The 16,657-nt window shown below is 45.7% G+C and carries 14 protein-coding genes and 1 pseudogene; 5 read left to right on the top strand and 10 right to left on the bottom strand.

The genetic code is table 11. The features are described from left to right. Positions 1-50: 50 nt before the first annotated feature. The 3 genes and pseudogenes from AC3A8L_RS00660 to AC3A8L_RS00650 all read right to left on the bottom strand — a co-directional run. Positions 51-1,229 carry a DUF418 domain-containing protein gene (locus tag AC3A8L_RS00660; protein ID WP_487960276.1) on the bottom strand — a complete coding sequence of 393 codons (1,179 nt, stop codon included), beginning with the start codon at positions 1,227-1,229 and terminating at the stop codon, positions 51-53. A gap of 256 nt (positions 1,230-1,485) precedes the next feature. Next, the gene (locus AC3A8L_RS00655) at positions 1,486-2,751 is read right to left on the bottom strand and encodes a vWA domain-containing protein (protein WP_487960280.1); all 1,266 of its coding nucleotides are present in this window, start codon (positions 2,749-2,751) and stop codon (positions 1,486-1,488) included. Between the two features lie 36 nt (positions 2,752-2,787). After that, positions 2,788-2,914, bottom strand: a pseudogene (locus AC3A8L_RS00650) (VWA domain-containing protein); the annotation flags it as partial. A gap of 588 nt (positions 2,915-3,502) precedes the next feature. On the opposite strand from AC3A8L_RS00650, the gene ilvD reads away from it, so the two are divergent. From ilvD to AC3A8L_RS00630, 4 genes are all read left to right on the top strand, one after another. Further along, positions 3,503-5,338 carry a dihydroxy-acid dehydratase gene (gene ilvD, locus AC3A8L_RS00645; RefSeq protein WP_487960279.1) on the top strand — a complete coding sequence of 612 codons (1,836 nt, stop codon included), beginning with the start codon at positions 3,503-3,505 and terminating at the stop codon, positions 5,336-5,338. A 348-nt stretch (positions 5,339-5,686) separates the two neighbouring features. Further along, the gene (locus AC3A8L_RS00640) at positions 5,687-6,664 is read left to right on the top strand and encodes a hypothetical protein (RefSeq protein WP_487960275.1); all 978 of its coding nucleotides are present in this window, start codon (positions 5,687-5,689) and stop codon (positions 6,662-6,664) included. A 17-nt stretch (positions 6,665-6,681) separates the two neighbouring features. Continuing rightward, entirely contained in the window at positions 6,682-7,350 is a 669-nt protein-coding gene (locus AC3A8L_RS00635) for a hypothetical protein (RefSeq protein ID WP_487960274.1), read from the top strand. Next, positions 7,351-7,821, top strand: coding sequence for a hypothetical protein (locus AC3A8L_RS00630; protein ID WP_487960273.1), 471 nt, complete (start codon positions 7,351-7,353; stop codon positions 7,819-7,821). A 64-nt stretch (positions 7,822-7,885) separates the two neighbouring features. Here AC3A8L_RS00630 and AC3A8L_RS00625 read toward each other — a convergent pair whose 3' ends face one another. The 4 genes from AC3A8L_RS00625 to AC3A8L_RS00610 form a co-directional block, all read right to left on the bottom strand. Further along, a complete protein-coding gene (locus tag AC3A8L_RS00625) occupies positions 7,886-8,419 on the bottom strand; it encodes a hypothetical protein (protein WP_487960272.1) in 534 nt (177 codons plus the stop codon). Between the two features lie 300 nt (positions 8,420-8,719). Further along, the gene (locus AC3A8L_RS00620; RefSeq protein WP_487960271.1) at positions 8,720-9,898 is read right to left on the bottom strand and encodes a hypothetical protein; all 1,179 of its coding nucleotides are present in this window, start codon (positions 9,896-9,898) and stop codon (positions 8,720-8,722) included. A gap of 415 nt (positions 9,899-10,313) precedes the next feature. Then, positions 10,314-11,573, bottom strand: a complete 1,260-nt coding sequence (locus AC3A8L_RS00615; RefSeq protein WP_487960270.1) for an RNA polymerase sigma factor — start codon at positions 11,571-11,573, stop codon at positions 10,314-10,316. Next, positions 11,570-11,911 (bottom strand): YciI family protein, encoded by a 342-nt coding sequence (locus AC3A8L_RS00610; protein ID WP_487960269.1) that lies wholly within the window; start codon positions 11,909-11,911, stop codon positions 11,570-11,572. The genes AC3A8L_RS00615 and AC3A8L_RS00610 overlap by 4 nt, the downstream gene beginning before the upstream one ends. 192 nt (positions 11,912-12,103) lie before the next feature. On the opposite strand from AC3A8L_RS00610, the gene AC3A8L_RS00605 reads away from it, so the two are divergent. Continuing rightward, the gene (locus AC3A8L_RS00605) at positions 12,104-13,060 is read left to right on the top strand and encodes a DUF4862 family protein (RefSeq protein WP_487960268.1); all 957 of its coding nucleotides are present in this window, start codon (positions 12,104-12,106) and stop codon (positions 13,058-13,060) included. A gap of 65 nt (positions 13,061-13,125) precedes the next feature. On the opposite strand, the gene AC3A8L_RS00600 is transcribed toward AC3A8L_RS00605, so the two are convergent. The 3 genes from AC3A8L_RS00600 to AC3A8L_RS00590 all read right to left on the bottom strand — a co-directional run bounded on the left by AC3A8L_RS00600 (position 13,126) and on the right by AC3A8L_RS00590 (position 16,621). Next, positions 13,126-13,917: an LVIVD repeat-containing protein gene (locus AC3A8L_RS00600; RefSeq protein WP_487960267.1), complete on the bottom strand. Its 792-nt coding sequence runs from the start codon at positions 13,915-13,917 to the stop codon at positions 13,126-13,128. Next, positions 13,898-14,413, bottom strand: a complete 516-nt coding sequence (locus AC3A8L_RS00595; RefSeq protein WP_487960266.1) for a hypothetical protein — start codon at positions 14,411-14,413, stop codon at positions 13,898-13,900. The genes AC3A8L_RS00600 and AC3A8L_RS00595 overlap by 20 nt, the downstream gene beginning before the upstream one ends. A 174-nt stretch (positions 14,414-14,587) precedes the next feature. Beyond that, a complete protein-coding gene (locus AC3A8L_RS00590) occupies positions 14,588-16,621 on the bottom strand; it encodes a di-heme-cytochrome C peroxidase (protein ID WP_487960265.1) in 2,034 nt (677 codons plus the stop codon). Positions 16,622-16,657 lie beyond the last annotated feature (36 nt).

The raw sequence follows: 16,657 nt of genomic DNA, 5'->3' as shown, positions 1-16,657 counted from the left end.
CAAGCGTGCACCCAGGAATTCAAAAACGGGAGGTTATTTCTTGCACGCCCCTAAGTAACCACTCGCCGAAAAGGGATATCCGTTCGCAACAAGGTGATCGCCCGCCACAACCACTCAAGCGGACCGTAGGTAAAGTAACGAAACCAACAGTGCGCCAGTAACATTTGTAAAAGCCACAACACCACACCAAATAGCAACGCTGTTAACTGTGTTGCTTCGGCGTACCAACCTAGGCCAAAACCATAGAATACTGGAACACACACTAAACTCTGACTAACGTACAACGTCAAACTCATACGGCCGCAAGGCGCTAACAGGTTTTGTAGGCGACGCATGGCAGCGTAACGATAAACCCACAGGAACCCACTAATACCCAGCACGACGATTGCAGTGTTAAAAACATTCCCGAGTATTTCATTGAAATGCCACCGGCTCATGCCCTCTGTAATGAATGCCGAACCAAAAGTTTTAACGCCATAAATAACCAGAGCAATCACTAGCCCGAATAAAAACGCAGGTTTTAATAGCTTATGGCCATCAGTCGTACCAGCAAAAAAATGGATGCGCCCTAAAAAAATACCACTCATGGCATAACCTGCCATGGGCCAAAACTTCCCCGTCTCGAAATTAAACACCCACTTATTTTCATACGCCATTACTGCATTATAGTGAACCAGATCTGCGAATGGGGCCGATGCGAAGATTTCAAAGTTACGCCAAGATAATGCCCAAAAAGCCGGTTTACCTGCGGCACTGCCGGGGTCAAAAAAAGTTGCCGCGAAATTAAATAGCGTAGGCACCTGCAAAAAGCAAAAGGCGATAAGCACAACAAGCCAGCGCGAAGACAAGCGACTCACAAGCACCAAAAACAGACCAATAAGCCCTAAATGTAAAAGGATATCACCCGCGTAGAGAAGACCGTGTACATACCCCATCAATATCAGTACCGCAAAGCGCCACACCAGCCGACCGCGAAAATCAATACCACGCTGCTGGTAACGCGATAACATCGTATAAACAGCCAGGCCAAATAGCACTGCAAACGTTGCCGCCATTTTTCCGCTGAATAAAAAGAATATAGTATCGTGAATAACACCCGGCTGCGGTTTATACCAATACAGCTCAAAGTACTCTACTGCATGCACAATGAATAACCCCATAAGGGCAAATCCACGCAATGCATCCACCACCACCAAACGCTCACTCTTTAACGGTACAGTTAAGTTCATATCGAAAATTCTTATTATGAATATTCGCTTACTCTAGCGCATTATTTGTAAAAAATAATTTTCGAATCGCCCTGCGTATTAAAACAAAAATACCTTTTTTGAGTGTGTAGCGTCACCTCCACCACCAGAAGTGGAACCAAAAATCATGTCAGAGCGAAGGCTTTTAAATCCGAAAATATCAATATTTATACCACCCACAAAAAAATAGCCGCCTTCCATAGCGACTATCAACGGGGCATTTCAATAGCGTCGGTTTTTAATCCAACAACTGACCGCCCATCTCTGCAGTATCCATCTCTGCAGTATCCATCTCTGCAGTATCCATCTCTGCAGGTAATAATAATCGCGCTTGGCTAACAAGCTCAGAAAACTCTCGTCGATCTAAATCATCGCCCACGTTATTCGCTAGCAACATTTCAATAGTATCGAGGGCGGAAGTGTCTGAAAAAGGGCCTTGCTTAACAATTTCAGCAAAGGCGGCAACGGCAACGGCCCACTGAAAACCCCCGTCAACCGGTCCTATTAAAGGCATCACATCAACCAAACTTTCACTGAGTTCAAATGCGGCATCATCAACGGTTGCCTCAAGATGTTTATAGCGCACACGAACGCGCATTAAATCATCCCCTGTAACCACTAAGTCACCATCAAAGTCTGCCCCATCATCAATCAACGGCGCACCTTCTGGCATTGGAATATCGCTCGAATTAAAAGCTACTTCATACAGTGCGGTTACGGAGTGCCCAGCGCCGACCTCACCCGCATCCACGGTATCATCATTAAACTGTTCATCAGCAATAGCGCGATTGTCATAACCGATTAAACGATAGGCTGATATTAAGTCCGGGTTAAACTCCACCTGAATTTTGACATCCTTAGCAATGAAGTGAAGATTGCCAAGCAAACGATCTTGCGCATAATCAATGGCGTTATCCAGCGATGTAATAACGCCATAAACGCCATTACCCGCATTACTGGTAGCCTCCATCATGGCGTCATTCAGGTTGCCGCTTCCGAAGCCTAGCGCGGTAAATGTCACGCCCGTTTCACGTTTTTCTTCAATAAAACTGACCAGTGCATTATTGCCCGAGATACCCACATTAAAATCACCATCGGTGCACAAAATGACGTGGTTAATGCCATTATCGATGTAGCTTTCAAGCGCCTGGTCATACGCTAATTGAATCCCACCAGCACCATTGGTAGAGCCACCAGCAGTTAAGCTATCCAAGGTACGCAATATTTTATCGGCTTCGCTAATTGGAGTAGACGCTAAGCGCACTCCCACACCCGATGCATAAGTCACGATAGAAACGGTATCCGTTTCATCTAGCATTGCTACAGCTTCTTTTAATAACGCCTTAACCAGCGGCAACTTGGCGGCCCCCTGCATAGAACCAGAAACATCAATCAAAAAGACTAAATTAGCTGGCTTTGTTTCCTCTATCGGGGGGAGTTCACCCTGAATACCCACCCGAACATATGCTGTATTTAAGCCAAAGAAAGAAGGCGCGATATCCAAGTTAATTGAAAAAGGATGGTCACCGCTAGGCGCTGGCGCAAGATAATCATAGGCAAAATAATTAATATACTCCTCAACCCTTACCGAGTTTGCGCCGAAAAATATCGTAGCTTGCCGTATCTACATCAGCCGCAAAAGTCGATAGCGGGTCGTGGGCTGCCATCACAAATGGCTGTGTATCCACCGCTTCGTATTTATCTTCTGCAGGCAAGGCCGGCTCTTGCGTATCAACATTTGAAAAGCTGAAGTTCGATGGATGACTGACTGAGTCCTGGCTGGCTCCCGTACAACCTGTGAGCGCTACAGAACCGAGTAATGTTATGGCTATTATTTGTCGCATTTGATTCGTCCTGATCAATTAACTGGTGCGGCATTATTAGCAACTCAACAACAAAGTCACATACGGGAAACTACGTATTTTTTGCAGATTGAGCAGTAAAGCATTCACCCTTCAAATTTGCTAGAATTCGCGACCTAAGGGACGAGGCAATAATAGTTTATCCAATTAGGCCAAGAGATCGGCTTTCTTATCGTGACACTTAAAGGGGCGTATACCGGGGCCTATAGGACATAGGTCAGCAAGGTAACCCATCGAGGCATGCGCCCCTTTAAGCAACGAAGGTAAGGAAGTCGACATCGAGCATTAGTGGATGAACCATTGTTTCCTCGTCCTTACAATACAACTGGCCGCCTTATTTACGCTAAGCCGCGCCGCCAAAGTCGTTTAGCCAATCCTAAACCCGAGGTTCTCATGCCAACATATCGCTCCAAAACATCTACCGCCGGCCGCAACATGGCGGGTGCCCGCGCCCTTTGGCGTGCCACGGGTATGAAAGATGACGATTTTCAAAAGCCCATTATTGCCGTGGTTAACTCATTCACCCAGTTTGTGCCGGGTCACGTTCACCTTAAAGATATGGGCCAACTTGTCGCCCGTGAAATCGAAGCCGCTGGTGGCGTAGCTAAAGAATTCAACACCATTGCCGTGGACGACGGTATTGCCATGGGTCACGACGGCATGCTGTACAGCTTGCCAAGCCGCGACATTATTGCCGACAGCGTTGAATACATGGTCAATGCACACTGCGCCGATGCCATGGTGTGTATATCCAACTGCGACAAAATCACACCGGGCATGCTAATGGCTGCCATGCGCTTAAACATTCCCGTGGTCTTTGTTTCTGGCGGGCCAATGGAAGCTGGTAAAACCAAGCTTAGCGAGAAGAAGTTAGACTTGGTCGATGCCATGATTATCGCCGTAGACGATAGCGCCAGCGACGAAAAAGTCGCCGAATACGAGCGCAGCGCCTGCCCAACATGCGGTAGCTGTTCGGGCATGTTTACCGCTAACTCCATGAACTGTTTAACCGAAGCCATGGGCCTAAGCTTGCCCGGCAACGGTAGCATGCTAGCCACCCACGCCGACCGAGAGCAATTGTTCAAGCGCGCCGGCCACTTGATTGTGGAGATCACCAAGCGCTATTACGAAAACGACGACGAAAGTGTATTACCCCGTAACGTGGGTAGCTTTGAAGCTTACGAAAACGCTACCGCGCTCGATATTGCCATGGGCGGCTCGACCAATACCATCTTGCATTTGCTCGCCATTGCGCAAGAAGCCGAAATCGACTTCACCCTTAAAAACATTAACCGCATGAGCCACAAGGTGCCGCAACTCAGTAAAGTAGCGCCTAACTCACCGGACTACCACATGGAAGATGTTCACCGTGCCGGTGGTGTAATGGGTATTTTAGGCGAGCTAGACCGCGGCGGTTTAATTCACAACCAATGCCCAACCATTCACAGCCCCACCATGAAAGACGCGCTAGATAAGTGGGACATTATGCGCAGCCCATCGCCCGAGGTGATGAACTTTTATAAAGCAGGCCCCGCTGGCATTCCCACGCAAACCGCGTTTAGCCAAAGCACACGCTGGCCAACACTGGATGCCGATCGCCAAAACGGTTGTATTCACAGCGTAGAGCATGCCTTCTCCACCGAAGGTGGCTTGGCCGTACTTTACGGCAACATAGCGCTAGATGGCTGCGTGGTAAAAACCGCTGGCGTAGACGAAAGCATTCACGTTTTTGAAGGCACCGCCCACGTTACCGAAAGCCAAGACGAAGCCGTAGCCAACGTGCTCGACGGCAAAGTAAAAGCCGGCGATGTCGTAATCGTACGCTACGAAGGCCCCAAAGGCGGTCCCGGTATGCAAGAAATGCTCTACCCCACAACATATATTAAATCCAAGGGGCTAGGCAAAGTGTGCGCGCTATTAACCGACGGTCGCTTTAGCGGCGGCACCAGTGGTTTATCCATCGGCCACGCCTCGCCCGAGGCAGCAGCAGGCGGCGCTATTGGATTAGTACAAAATGGCGATAAAATAAAAATCGACATCCCCAACCGCACTATTAATGTTTTAGTCAGCGACGATGAGCTAGCAGCACGCCGTGTAGAGCAAGATAAACTAGGCTGGAAACCCGCCCAAGAGCGCCCACGTAAAGTGAGCGCTGCGCTTAAAGCCTATGCCTATTTTGCGACCAGTGCGGATAAAGGGGCGGTTAGGGATTTGAGTAAGTTGGATTAGTAATAATTTTTGATAAGGGCCCCAAAAGGCCCTTTTTTTGGCTCATCGCTTTATTTGTACTTTCTAAATCCAACAATTTACTTAATGAGTAAATTACTTTAGGCGACGGATTCGCCTGTTGGCGAGTGACTGTCCTTTACATGACGACCGCACCTTATTTTATGAAAGGGATTGATGTGAGTTATTTTTATGAAGGTTATAGCGAGTTTAAGACTGAGGAGCTGTAGGCCGAGAGTATTAATTAATTTTCTCCATTACGGCTACATTAATAAAATAGGCCTATTGGTTTGACGCCTGCCTTACCAGTAACAACCTCATCCCCCCTCTAAACTTATTCAGAGAAAAATCATGCTAAAGATTCTAACAACGAGTCTATCGAGTATTTTTACCACGCTGCTTATCGGCTGTGGTAGCGGCAACTCGGGCCAAACACCACCCACCAGCTCAGAAAGCGCCGCTAACAACTCTAGCAGCTCTCAATCTTCAATCGGGGAATCTTTACTTGATAGAGATATGACTGGAACTTGGCAAGTCATCACAAACGCCAAAACATATAACCCTAATACGCAAGAATATTTGCAAGAAGATACACATTCAACTCTAGTCATCATCAACGATAACCCGGAAGGTATTCGGCAGCAGCGGTGTTTTGAAGCGACCGAAAATTTAGCCCGCTATGGTAATGGCTATAAAACTGAAAAGCATTATTACCCAAGGTTCGATGAACATTATACCCCTCAGGAAAACGGCGTGCTTTTCAGGGAGTACACCCGCCCGGTGTTCTATCAAGATAATGAATGGCAAGAAAGCATTGAAAGCTACATGGTTAAGATTAGTAATGATGCGCTAATCCAAAACGGCACTTTTATCCTATCGAGCCCTATAGCACTGAACGAAGCCATGCACACCTGCTCAGAAGCGCGGTATAGCCAAACAGGCACATTACGAGGCGCCACAATACTTTTCCCTTACAGGGAGGGGACTGCTGGCATCTACATAAGCATCTACGGCCCACTGCAAGTAGGTGCATACGAGTATGATTCTGAATACGACATAGGTTCAAGCCCTATTACGCTGGACTTTAACTATAACGAAACTTTTGACAAAGACACTGGCGTTCAGACGGAAAGTTATCGTCCAGACATAAGAATTAATGTGAAAATAATTGTTTCAGCGCTAGACGACAACAGAATCACGGGTAGCTTTTCATTTGATCAAACACTGTGCTGCGAACCAGAAGACTCAAGTGAACAACTTCCTGCACCAGTATATTTTGAGGGTGAATTTGATATCTTTCTTGAAAATAATCAATTCCGTGAATTTTAAAATGGAGTAGTAACCCTTTGGAACAGAGTATAAAAGCTATAAAACCACAAAAAATCATCATCTACGCCATCGCCACAATCATCACCCTAGCCTGCGTCAACATGGCGCTATTTATGGAGCCGGGCTTGGCATCGTCAAATTTGACCATTGCCGAGCGCATGCAGTTTGTTGCTGAAAATAAAACCCTTTGGCAATTAAGCTGGGCTACGTGGATGGTGGCGGCGCTGGGGCTTTTGACGTTTTGTTATTTGCTTTACAGCCACCTACCAAAGCACCCTGCGAAATTATTTGGGCTGCTGTGTGTTGCCATAGGTATTGCACCGGATTTATGCGCCGAGGCCATTTTTGCTTTTGTATTGCCCAACAATCAATCGCTGAATATGACCACAGATACCTATGCACAATTTGAAACCATTGCCATGCTATTTACCGGCGGCATTGGTAATGGCATGTACAATATTGGCGGGCTGATTTTGAATATTATTCTACTGCAAAGCCAGACCTTTCCCCGCTGGGTAGCACTTGCAGGTATTCCTGCGTGGCTGTTTGGTATAGGCTTAACCATAGCGACCTTTCTATTAGCCATTGATGCGGCCAAAATATTCACCGCCATTGCCATGGTCTGGAGCACCGCATGGATGGTGTTATTTGCACACTATGCCTACCCCGAAAAAAGAGACACTTAGATGTGGGATTATTACAGCTACTCAGCACTTAAGGTTATTCACTTAGGCTGTTTAATCTTTTGGCTTGGCCCTACACTGGGTAGCTGGTGGGTAATGTTAAGCATTAAGAAGTTAAAAAATAGCCATTTAACCATGGCGGTTTATCGCGTATTTTTACAAACTTTATGGCTAGAACATATCGCCTTTTTAGGGTTAATAATAAGCGGCGCCACAATGGCCAGCATTGCTTACACATGGGGCCAACCCTGGCTAACAACGAAACTCATAATCATAGTAGCAATTATTATCCCGCTAGAAATCGTCGACATTTACTTAGGGAACTTCAAACTACTCAAATTAATTGGCGAAAATAAACAAAGCAAGATAGAACAGTTTTATCACGGCCCCTTCACCAAAACGGCCATAATATTACTGCCGCCGTCGGTACTCGCTATCTTTATATTGGCTGTCACCAAGTTAACATTCATATAGTTCAAATATTAATGTTAACCACTCCGTCCCTTCATGTTTTCGCTAGTGTTTCCTGCCACTCATTTTACGGCAACAAAGCATTCATCCACGCCTCTTCCGGTGCAACACCCACTTGTCGAAACCACTGAATACCATCCTGTGTTCTAAATGTGCCCCCACGGGCACACCCGCCGCCAGCACCAATGGCTTGTGCGCAGGTCGAAATATATAGCCACGCGTCATCCCGCCAACTATCGGTATGTGTGCAGCCGGTCAATATTTTCGCGTATGACCCCTCCTTGTATATAAGAGCGACCTTATTCCATACACGCGAATCAGGCGCAGATTGATAAACGTCGCACCCCGAAAAAGCAATATAAAAATGCCCACCTACCCCTTCAATCCTATGCGTGTTTAAACTAGCAATTAACGTCGATTCACGCTCCGCCCTCGTGGATGCGTACTCAGCCTTAGTTTCGTTGTATTCGCTATACAGTGAATACATAACCCCTACTGAAACGACAATTATTATCACAACGATAACAAATATGCTTAAGCAGCCAATACGTAAAAATTTCTTTACTTGGCTTCGTGGCGAGCTTGGCTTTAAGGCTTTCATGACACTCCATATCTAATTCAATTTTTTTGAGCGGCAGCCCCTAGGGGCAAGGTAATAATAGCTTGTCCGATTAGGCCTTGGCTTTCTTTCCGGGCGCTTAAAGGGGCGGAGGCCTGTGCGCGCGTAGGTCAGTAGGGTAAAGCCCCTTATTAGACATTACACCACCACACGGAAGTGGCTAATTAGAATAACGTAAAGACAGTTACCGTGGCATGTACCACTGTGAGCAACGATAGTTAGGAGGCCGAGATCATGCAGTAATGAAATAGCGCCTCCTCGGTCCCTACAAGCGTGTTTTGTTTATAAGTCATCAAAGTCGGCTATAGTGGCCGCCGCACGGTCATCCTGTCGAATCTCAATCCAGTTACGCAGCTTAGCTATACTGGTAATATCTTGAGCAATAGATTGCAGTGCTTTCTCTCTGTCTTTTAAAAACTTTACGTGTCGCTGAATGTTGGCATTTTCTTTTTTAATGTTTTTATCATAAAATATTTCATAAAAGACCGACGACATAGGAATATCGTCAAAAACCTTAAACTTTTCAGCCTTCACCTTATCAATCATATGCAGCACTAGAGGAATTAGTTTTTCGTAATCCTCATCAGGGAATGACTCAGGTAACTGACCAAATAGCTCTTTGTAGGTTTGTAATAAATAGGCAATATCCTTTTGATCACGGGCTTCTATTAGCGCGACCATTTTATGGTGTTTTTCTTGCTTTTTATCAGGGTCTTGCTCTAAGTCTGGGTGCAGCGCTCGACTCATCCGACGAAATAACTTATTAATCGCGGACTGGCTAAACAGTTTATTCAATCGTTTAAGCTCTTCCTCCTCGCCATCATCCGAAAAATCATCGCCAGCGAACGGGTCGAAATCATCAAATAGGTTTTCAGGATCTTCGTCAAATAAGCTCCCTAACCCATCATTCAAGTCATCATCTTCGGGGTCAACATGAGAAAAAGCCTCTTTGAGTAAAGCCTCCTTTTCTTCTTGCGTTGTGGCGCCACTAACCTTTTCGGCTAATGACTTTATTTGATTAATCTCATCTTCACCAACGCCTTTTTTGGCCAACTTTTCAAACATTTTCTGATTCGCATTATCAATATGTAGACTGCAGTGATAATCATAATTTTCCACTAAAGGCTGTAAGCTCTTACTATCGAAAAATGGATTTGACTGGAGCTCATCAAAATTATCAAAAATCCAAAATTTTAGCTCCTCCCTCACGTATTCAGGTAAAGATTTTTTACTCATAAAGGGAATAATCTTTGCCGTTAGGAGGGATTGCACATTGAGTAGCTGTGACTCTTGCGGCTTTATTTTGGGCGTGACACGCGCCATCATGCTATCCATTTCACCTGCAAACCTAACGTTTTGCTCTTTAAAACGCTGATAACGTTCTAGTGCATCATTAAATGTGTCTTGGAGCGTAGCGGGCTTTTTGTTACTTTTTCGACGTGTATTACTCAGCTTTCCCATATTAAGGACCTGCGTGACATAAAGTTAGAAGCGCGGTATTTTATGGTCCAGCTTTAAACATCTCAAGATGTAGCCGGTAAATACACCAACCGGCCACAGTAGTTGACATTTAATGCGCGGGAAGGTTACTTATCGTTTACGCATTTAGGCCCGAGGAAACAATATTTCATCCACTAATGCTCGATCTCGGCCTCCTTACCTTCGTTGCTCAAAGCGTTACATGCCTCGGTAATAGCTCCTGCATTACCCTAATACGTATATCCTTATACGGATACAATGTCTAATAAGGGGCTCCTGCCCCGATGCGTTACCCCACTGACCTATGTCCTATAGGCCCCGGCATGCGCCCCTTTAAGCGCCTCGATAGAAAGCCGATCTACTCGCCTAATTGGACAAACTATGTGTTGCCTCGCCCCTAGGGCTCACAGTTAGGCTCATCAAGCATTCGCCAGCGGCTTAACATTAACGCTTTTTGAGCTGCATTGGGTGCTGCTTTAAGCGCACTCTCGCGGTAACGTGTAGCTAACACCGTATTCCCAGCTCGGTAATGTAAATCGGCTAGGGTCGCATTCCAATGAAACGAATCCTGCAGCCATGCTGGTGTACTGTAGCCCTGCAACAACTTTAACCCCGACTCGGGCCCTTCCAATTCAGCTATGGCCACCGCACGATTAAGCCGGTGTAATGGCGAGGGCGAGACGGCTTCTATTACCTCATAACAGCTCACGATATTATCCCAACGGGTTTCCCGAAAAGACGGAGCCATGCAATGCTCTCCCGCGATACCCGCTTCGGCGTGATAACGTGAAAAGACACCTCCTTCAGCCGACCTTTCTAACCAGTGCAAGCCCTGCTGAATATGGGTTGCACTCCATAAGCTGCGATCCTGATCATGCAATAGCAATAGAGACCCATCATCATTTTGGCGCGAAGCCATTCGGGCTAAGTGCAAATACATTAAAGCCAATAGCGCGAACGTTTCTGGCACCTGACCATATCGATGATTAGCCAAGATAAGCGTTAAACGAACCGCATCGTCACACAATTCCTGCCGCACGGAATACTCCCCACGGGAAGAAAGAAAGCCTTCAGTAAAAAGAAGATAGAGCACTTTATGCACGGAGGGTATTTGCCGCAGGAACGTTTCATCAAAATCTTTCGCCAATAAATCGGGCGCAGCCTGCACTATATTTTTCGCGCGTGAGTAACGCTTATAAACATTAGCTTCGGTTAAAAATAAACGCAATGCGATCTCTTGAATACTAAATCCGCAGAGTATCTTTAAAGCTAAAATTAATTGCGACTGATGCGGTATTCCATCATCACAACAAACAAATAACATACGCAGCATGTCATCACTAAAATCATCTGCAAGCAGCGCCTCCTCACCCTCGCAGGCCTCCTCGAAGGCCGGCCCCTGTACTGCAAGTATCCGTTCACGATTTTGGCGCTGGCGTAACTCACTCACCAATTGATTATGCGCGGCTCTATATAGCCACGCCGATGGGTTTTCGGGTTGACCTTTTCGCGCCCACGACTCTACACCCGACAGCAATGCAAGCTGCACAGCATCCTCGACTAAGGCTAAATGCTGCACACCTACTTTGCGCGAGAGTACGGCAACTAACTTGCCGTACTCATGACGAAAAAAGTGCTCAACAACACTGTTGGTCAAGCGTTACTAATCTCTCGAATTTCCACATTAGAGCCCACACCGCCGACACCTGGGCTTGCTTGCACAATTTCAATCGCCTGGGCCATAGAGTCTGCAGCAATAATCATATACCCCCCAACAATTTCTTTAATCTCAACAAAAGGGCCATCACTCACGCTATCGGCCGTTACGACCTTGCCGCCGGCTGCCAGCTTCCCGCCCATATCCACGATATTGTCTTTAAAGGTATCTTTCCAAGCGTTGAACTTGGCATACATCGCCTCCATTTGCGCAGGCGATGGCGCCTCACAGCTGCCCGACTCACTACGTACAATGCAAAAATACTTGTTGCTTGGCATATCATTTTTCCTTTTATTCGTTGAATTATTAACCGGATGTATCATCGATATTTATAACCGATACCTTTATAACGCCTGAGCATGCCGACTTTGGACAGCTTATTAAAATTTATTTAAACGCCTAGAATAGTCAAATATGACACGGCTCGCTACACTGCCTTCTTTATGCCTACAACAACGATCGGAGTTTTGATGAAATACTATGTCGGCGCTTACGCCTCTTCACCCTGCAACAATGGCTGGGATGCTTCGTTAGAAAGCGAGTTTTACGCCGCACTAAAGCAGGACAATCGCATTCAGGGTTTAGAGCACCCCTTTACCGGCCAGCTACACAGCGAAGACGACGCATGGTTTTTAAACAATATAGACCCTAGCTGGAAATTTGTATTTACCTGTGTGCCCGGCATTATGGCGGCACTCAAGAAAAACCCAGCCTTCGGTATAGCCTCCAGCGATGAAGCTGGTCGCCTTCAGGCCGTAACGTTTATGCAAAAAGCGCGGGATGCCATCGCCAAGCTCAACCAGCATAGCGGCAAGCCTGTTGTTAGCGCAATTCAAATACAAACAGCGCCCAACCAAAACAACACAGCAGCCTCCACCGAAGCGCTTACAAAGTCACTCACAGAAATGCAAAGCTGGGATTGGCAGGGCACGCGAATCGTTATTGAACACTGCGATACATTAATAGAGGGGCAGCTACCCGCTAAAGGTTTTTTAACCTTAAAGCAAGAAATTGACACCCTTAATCTAATTAACGCATCACTGAAGACCAATATGGGCTTAACCATAAACTGGGGGAGATCGGTGATAGAAATGCGCAGCACTGAAGGCGCACTAACCCACATTCAACAAGCTCGTGATGCAGGTTTACTGTGTGGCCTAATGTTCTCAGGCGCATCAGGTGCCGAAACAGAATATGGCGCTTGGCGCGATAGTCACATGCCTCACGCAAAAGAAACCTCAGAAATACCAGGTGCGGAAGGCTCGCTAATGACCACTGCAGAAATTCATAAATGCCTGCAAATGGCCAACCATAAGAATTTACCCATTGTAGGGATTAAACTAGGCGTTCGCCCTGCAGATGCATCCCTTAAAGAGCGATTAGGCTACATTGATGCAGCTTTAACAATTTTGTGCTCAGCACAATAAACAATATCCACAGGCGACTTAATGAAAAAATGGTCGCTTGTGAATTGCAAAAAATAGTAAAGGCGCTATATGGGTTCACCAACGGGAATTCGACTTAACTCCACAAGAAATTCATCAGTGGCATCCAACTGGTAAATACCATCAGCAGCAGAAACCACCAGAACACTATCCTTATAAAGTAAATCGAAGCAATCAAATTGAGGGTAACTTGTTATCTCCTCAATATTACCTAAATTTTCAACATCCAATAGGGTTAGCCCAAAAGAAGGCTGGCATACAGCTAAATAATCCGGCGCCTTGGCCAAACCATAAGGCGAGTCCATCGCAAACTCTGTGATTTTTTCAGGGAATGCCGGGTCAGAAAAATCCACCACTTCTAATCGATTAATATCACCAGGGCAACCCCCTCGATTTCGCAAAGTAATATAACCCACACCATCGTTAACAATTACAGGGTCGCAAGCGCGCGCATGCTGATAATTGGACGTTAATACAGGAAATATCGGATTACTGATGTCATAAATAGTCACACCGTTACGGCCAGCCAAATAAAGGTAATGTTGATAGATATACACGGTTTCTGCATCGTAGTTAACAATACTGCTCGGCTCCACCTCGCCATCCAAATCAACAATAATGACGGTATTATTGATCAGTGTATAAAGCACATTTTTATAGATAGACATAGTAGCAGTAGAACCTGCTGTTGAAGTCCCACCCGAAGAAGCTGGACTATTAGACGAACCGCCATCACTACCGCAACCAACAGCGCTCAACACTGCACAGCCTATCGAAAAAATACAGCAACACCGTATTAGCTCAGCTAAGAATACCGCTCTAATTTTCATTACACACATACTCTGCTCCAGTGACAATACCATTTTCGTCGAGGCTATAGGCATCACCGAATGCAAGATTAATACGGCCAATTTCCATAGCCTCGTTTTCAATTACACCGATCTTTACCAAATCCACATAACTATCGAGGTAGAGCACATCATCCTTCACCACAATGTCACTATTGCCCGGCACCAATAAAAAGCCTAGCGCTTTCGGGTTTTGGCTATTGCTATTATCAAAGACATGCACGCCCTCAAAAGGCTCTAATACAAACAATACGTTCTGGTAAACCACAACCTTACCGTTAACATTGATTGGCTTAGGTTCTTGCCAAACAATACCTTCACGAAAATCATCGAACAATATGCCAGTATTTACCCACTCAGCTTGCTGCCCCTCAGGGCAACGCTCTGGCACTCCACCGCCATATTCTCCCACACAAGCCAACGAAAGCACCGCAATCGAGGTAATGCCAACCCATCTCATTTTTTTAACTAAATACATTATGCTCACAATTCCACCTTACTAGCGTCCTTAATAGCAAGTAAGACGTGGCCAGCACAGCAATCCGTACTTAAAATACCTGCGGTAGATGTAAAAATTTTCGATCACACACAAAAAAGGGCTGCCCCATAGGTCAGCCCTTCACGTTAACCTCTTTAAAATACAAGAGGCTTCACATTGACACTACTGCGTTTTCAAAAATTCAATAAGTGACAGCTTTTGCTCTTCGGTTAATTTTGGTCCAATTTTACCAACAGCTGTTTTATCGTCTGTAAATTGATGGCCCACATTATGATTACCCAACTCCCGAGTATCAAGAATAAAACGTCCGTCATCATAGTCAGCCGTAAACTCTTGACTGCGATGGGTCTTATCTTGATTAAAGCGTTTAATCTTATCCCCCTGAACAATACCCACATGCTTTGCATCAAATTCATGACTGCCAAGCTCAACAAAAATGGGCCGCGACGCCAAAGGCGACAACAAGTCATACAAGGTAGCCACCGAACCATTATGTAAAAACGGTGCCGTAGCCCACACACCATTTAATGGCCGCGCTTTATAGCCAGCACCCGCCTGCAAGCAGTTAGGCCGTAAGCCTTCGAGTATTGGGCGATCACTTTGCGCTACAAAATTTTGGTTAAACCATTGATTATTTGTTCGCTCGACAAATGCTCCCAATGCCAAACCAAAATTTGCCGTGGCGCTATCCCGATAATCAACATACTTCAACGCCCAGCTATCATCTTCTTTTATCGGAGTACAAATTTTTGTATTTAGATTCAAACCTGTCACATCCACGCTTCTCATCGCCAGCACATTGGATTGCGATGGGTCCGTTCCGATTTTATTTAACGGTATGATATTTAACTTCAAATACTTTTCAGTTGTTTTAAAGGTTTTTTCAGAGCCAAAAATATCGTTGCCTTCAGCGTCTTTCAATGAATTCTTATACGCTATAGGCCCCCAGTGCGCATCACTCCAAAACTCATCCGAGCCAACGATAGGTAAATGGCAAGATGAGCACATCTCTTGGTAAAGGACCTTACCATTATCGGCTAACGTCTGATCGATAGCTGGAAACGTCGACGGCCATTTGGGAGCCAACAAACCATTGAATTCATTATTATTCTCGAATGGATCCGTACCGGAAAGCCATTTTTCAATTTGGACTAGGTTAGGAATATTTGCCGATGAAGCAAATCGTTGATCATCTGGAGCCGTCACATCCACGAAGGCCGACACGCCTAAAGCTTCACCCGTATTACGAATTAAAGGCTGCATAATAGAGCCATCATACTGCACCCAATCAAACCAAGACGTGGTCCATAAATGTGGGAAATTAACCGGGGCATTAATCGGAGAATAATTAGCATTACGGTCCATATCCTCACTAAAAACCTGATTTCCAATACGGTTAAGTGCGTCTAGGCGTGTAAAGCCCTCAGTGACATTAATCGTATCGGTTTTTGTGATTAAAAGACTCATTGTATTGGCAAGGTCTTTCTTTAATGCTGTTCGTGTAACGATATTATCGTTGCTTCCCAACACCCGACTAGCAAAACGTTCAAAGCGGCCATTGAAAAAAACCAGATTACTCGCTAACGCTGTTTGCCCTAACGCTGCACCTAACGACTGCGTCAACAAGCCCAGGTCGATCATTGCCGGGCCACCATCAATCACATAACGTTTATTATTGTGAATGACTTGCCCCGTATGGCAAGCTGCGCAAGTAAAACCGCCGGCAGCCGCCTTACGACCAACACCTGGAAAGTAAATGCTCTCCGTTTTCGCAATACCTATTGGCAGCCCATCAGGGTTATCCGCAGAAACTTCCTGCTTGATAAAGCCTAAACGTAAAATATATTCACCCATGAACTGACCAGCATCAGAGCCAAAAAATATTCCCCACCAAGGACTACTTTTCGGCGCTTCAAGCGCTAATAACCATTCATAAGGAATAGGTAACGTCGATGTACCCTGCGACACATGATGAAACCATTTCGCACTATTACCCCACCCTTCGGGGTTAACATTCTCGACCTCTAACGCTTGATACTCTTGCAATATAGGTGGCGTAAGGCCATAACCAATACTACCAATAGCGACATTTAGACGTGAAATAACAAAAATACTGAGCATGAGTACGAGTAGTACGCTGCCCCAGGACCACTTAAATTTTTTCACATGCGTAGCACAGGCATGATAACTGAACATTGTTGACTCCCCTTGAATCGATCAAAGCGGCCACAG

The organism is Marinagarivorans sp., from assembly GCF_982758155.1.
This window is presented reverse-complemented; position numbering and strand designations above follow the sequence as displayed.

Excerpts from the sequence above, each read along its gene's own strand:
- AC3A8L_RS00630 (WP_487960273.1), top strand. The coding sequence starts at position 7,351 with ATGTGGGATTATTACAGCTACTCAGCACTTAAGGTTATTCACTTAGGC.
- AC3A8L_RS00600 (WP_487960267.1), bottom strand. The coding sequence starts at position 13,917 with ATGTGTGTAATGAAAATTAGAGCGGTATTCTTAGCTGAGCTAATACGG.
- AC3A8L_RS00605 (WP_487960268.1), top strand. The coding sequence starts at position 12,104 with ATGAAATACTATGTCGGCGCTTACGCCTCTTCACCCTGCAACAATGGC.
- AC3A8L_RS00610 (WP_487960269.1), bottom strand. The coding sequence starts at position 11,911 with ATGCCAAGCAACAAGTATTTTTGCATTGTACGTAGTGAGTCGGGCAGC.
- AC3A8L_RS00640 (WP_487960275.1), top strand. The coding sequence starts at position 5,687 with ATGCTAAAGATTCTAACAACGAGTCTATCGAGTATTTTTACCACGCTG.
- ilvD (WP_487960279.1), top strand. The coding sequence starts at position 3,503 with ATGCCAACATATCGCTCCAAAACATCTACCGCCGGCCGCAACATGGCG.
- AC3A8L_RS00590 (WP_487960265.1), bottom strand. The coding sequence starts at position 16,621 with ATGTTCAGTTATCATGCCTGTGCTACGCATGTGAAAAAATTTAAGTGG.
- AC3A8L_RS00620 (WP_487960271.1), bottom strand. The coding sequence starts at position 9,898 with ATGGGAAAGCTGAGTAATACACGTCGAAAAAGTAACAAAAAGCCCGCT.
- AC3A8L_RS00625 (WP_487960272.1), bottom strand. The coding sequence starts at position 8,419 with ATGAAAGCCTTAAAGCCAAGCTCGCCACGAAGCCAAGTAAAGAAATTT.
- AC3A8L_RS00660 (WP_487960276.1), bottom strand. The coding sequence starts at position 1,229 with ATGAACTTAACTGTACCGTTAAAGAGTGAGCGTTTGGTGGTGGTGGAT.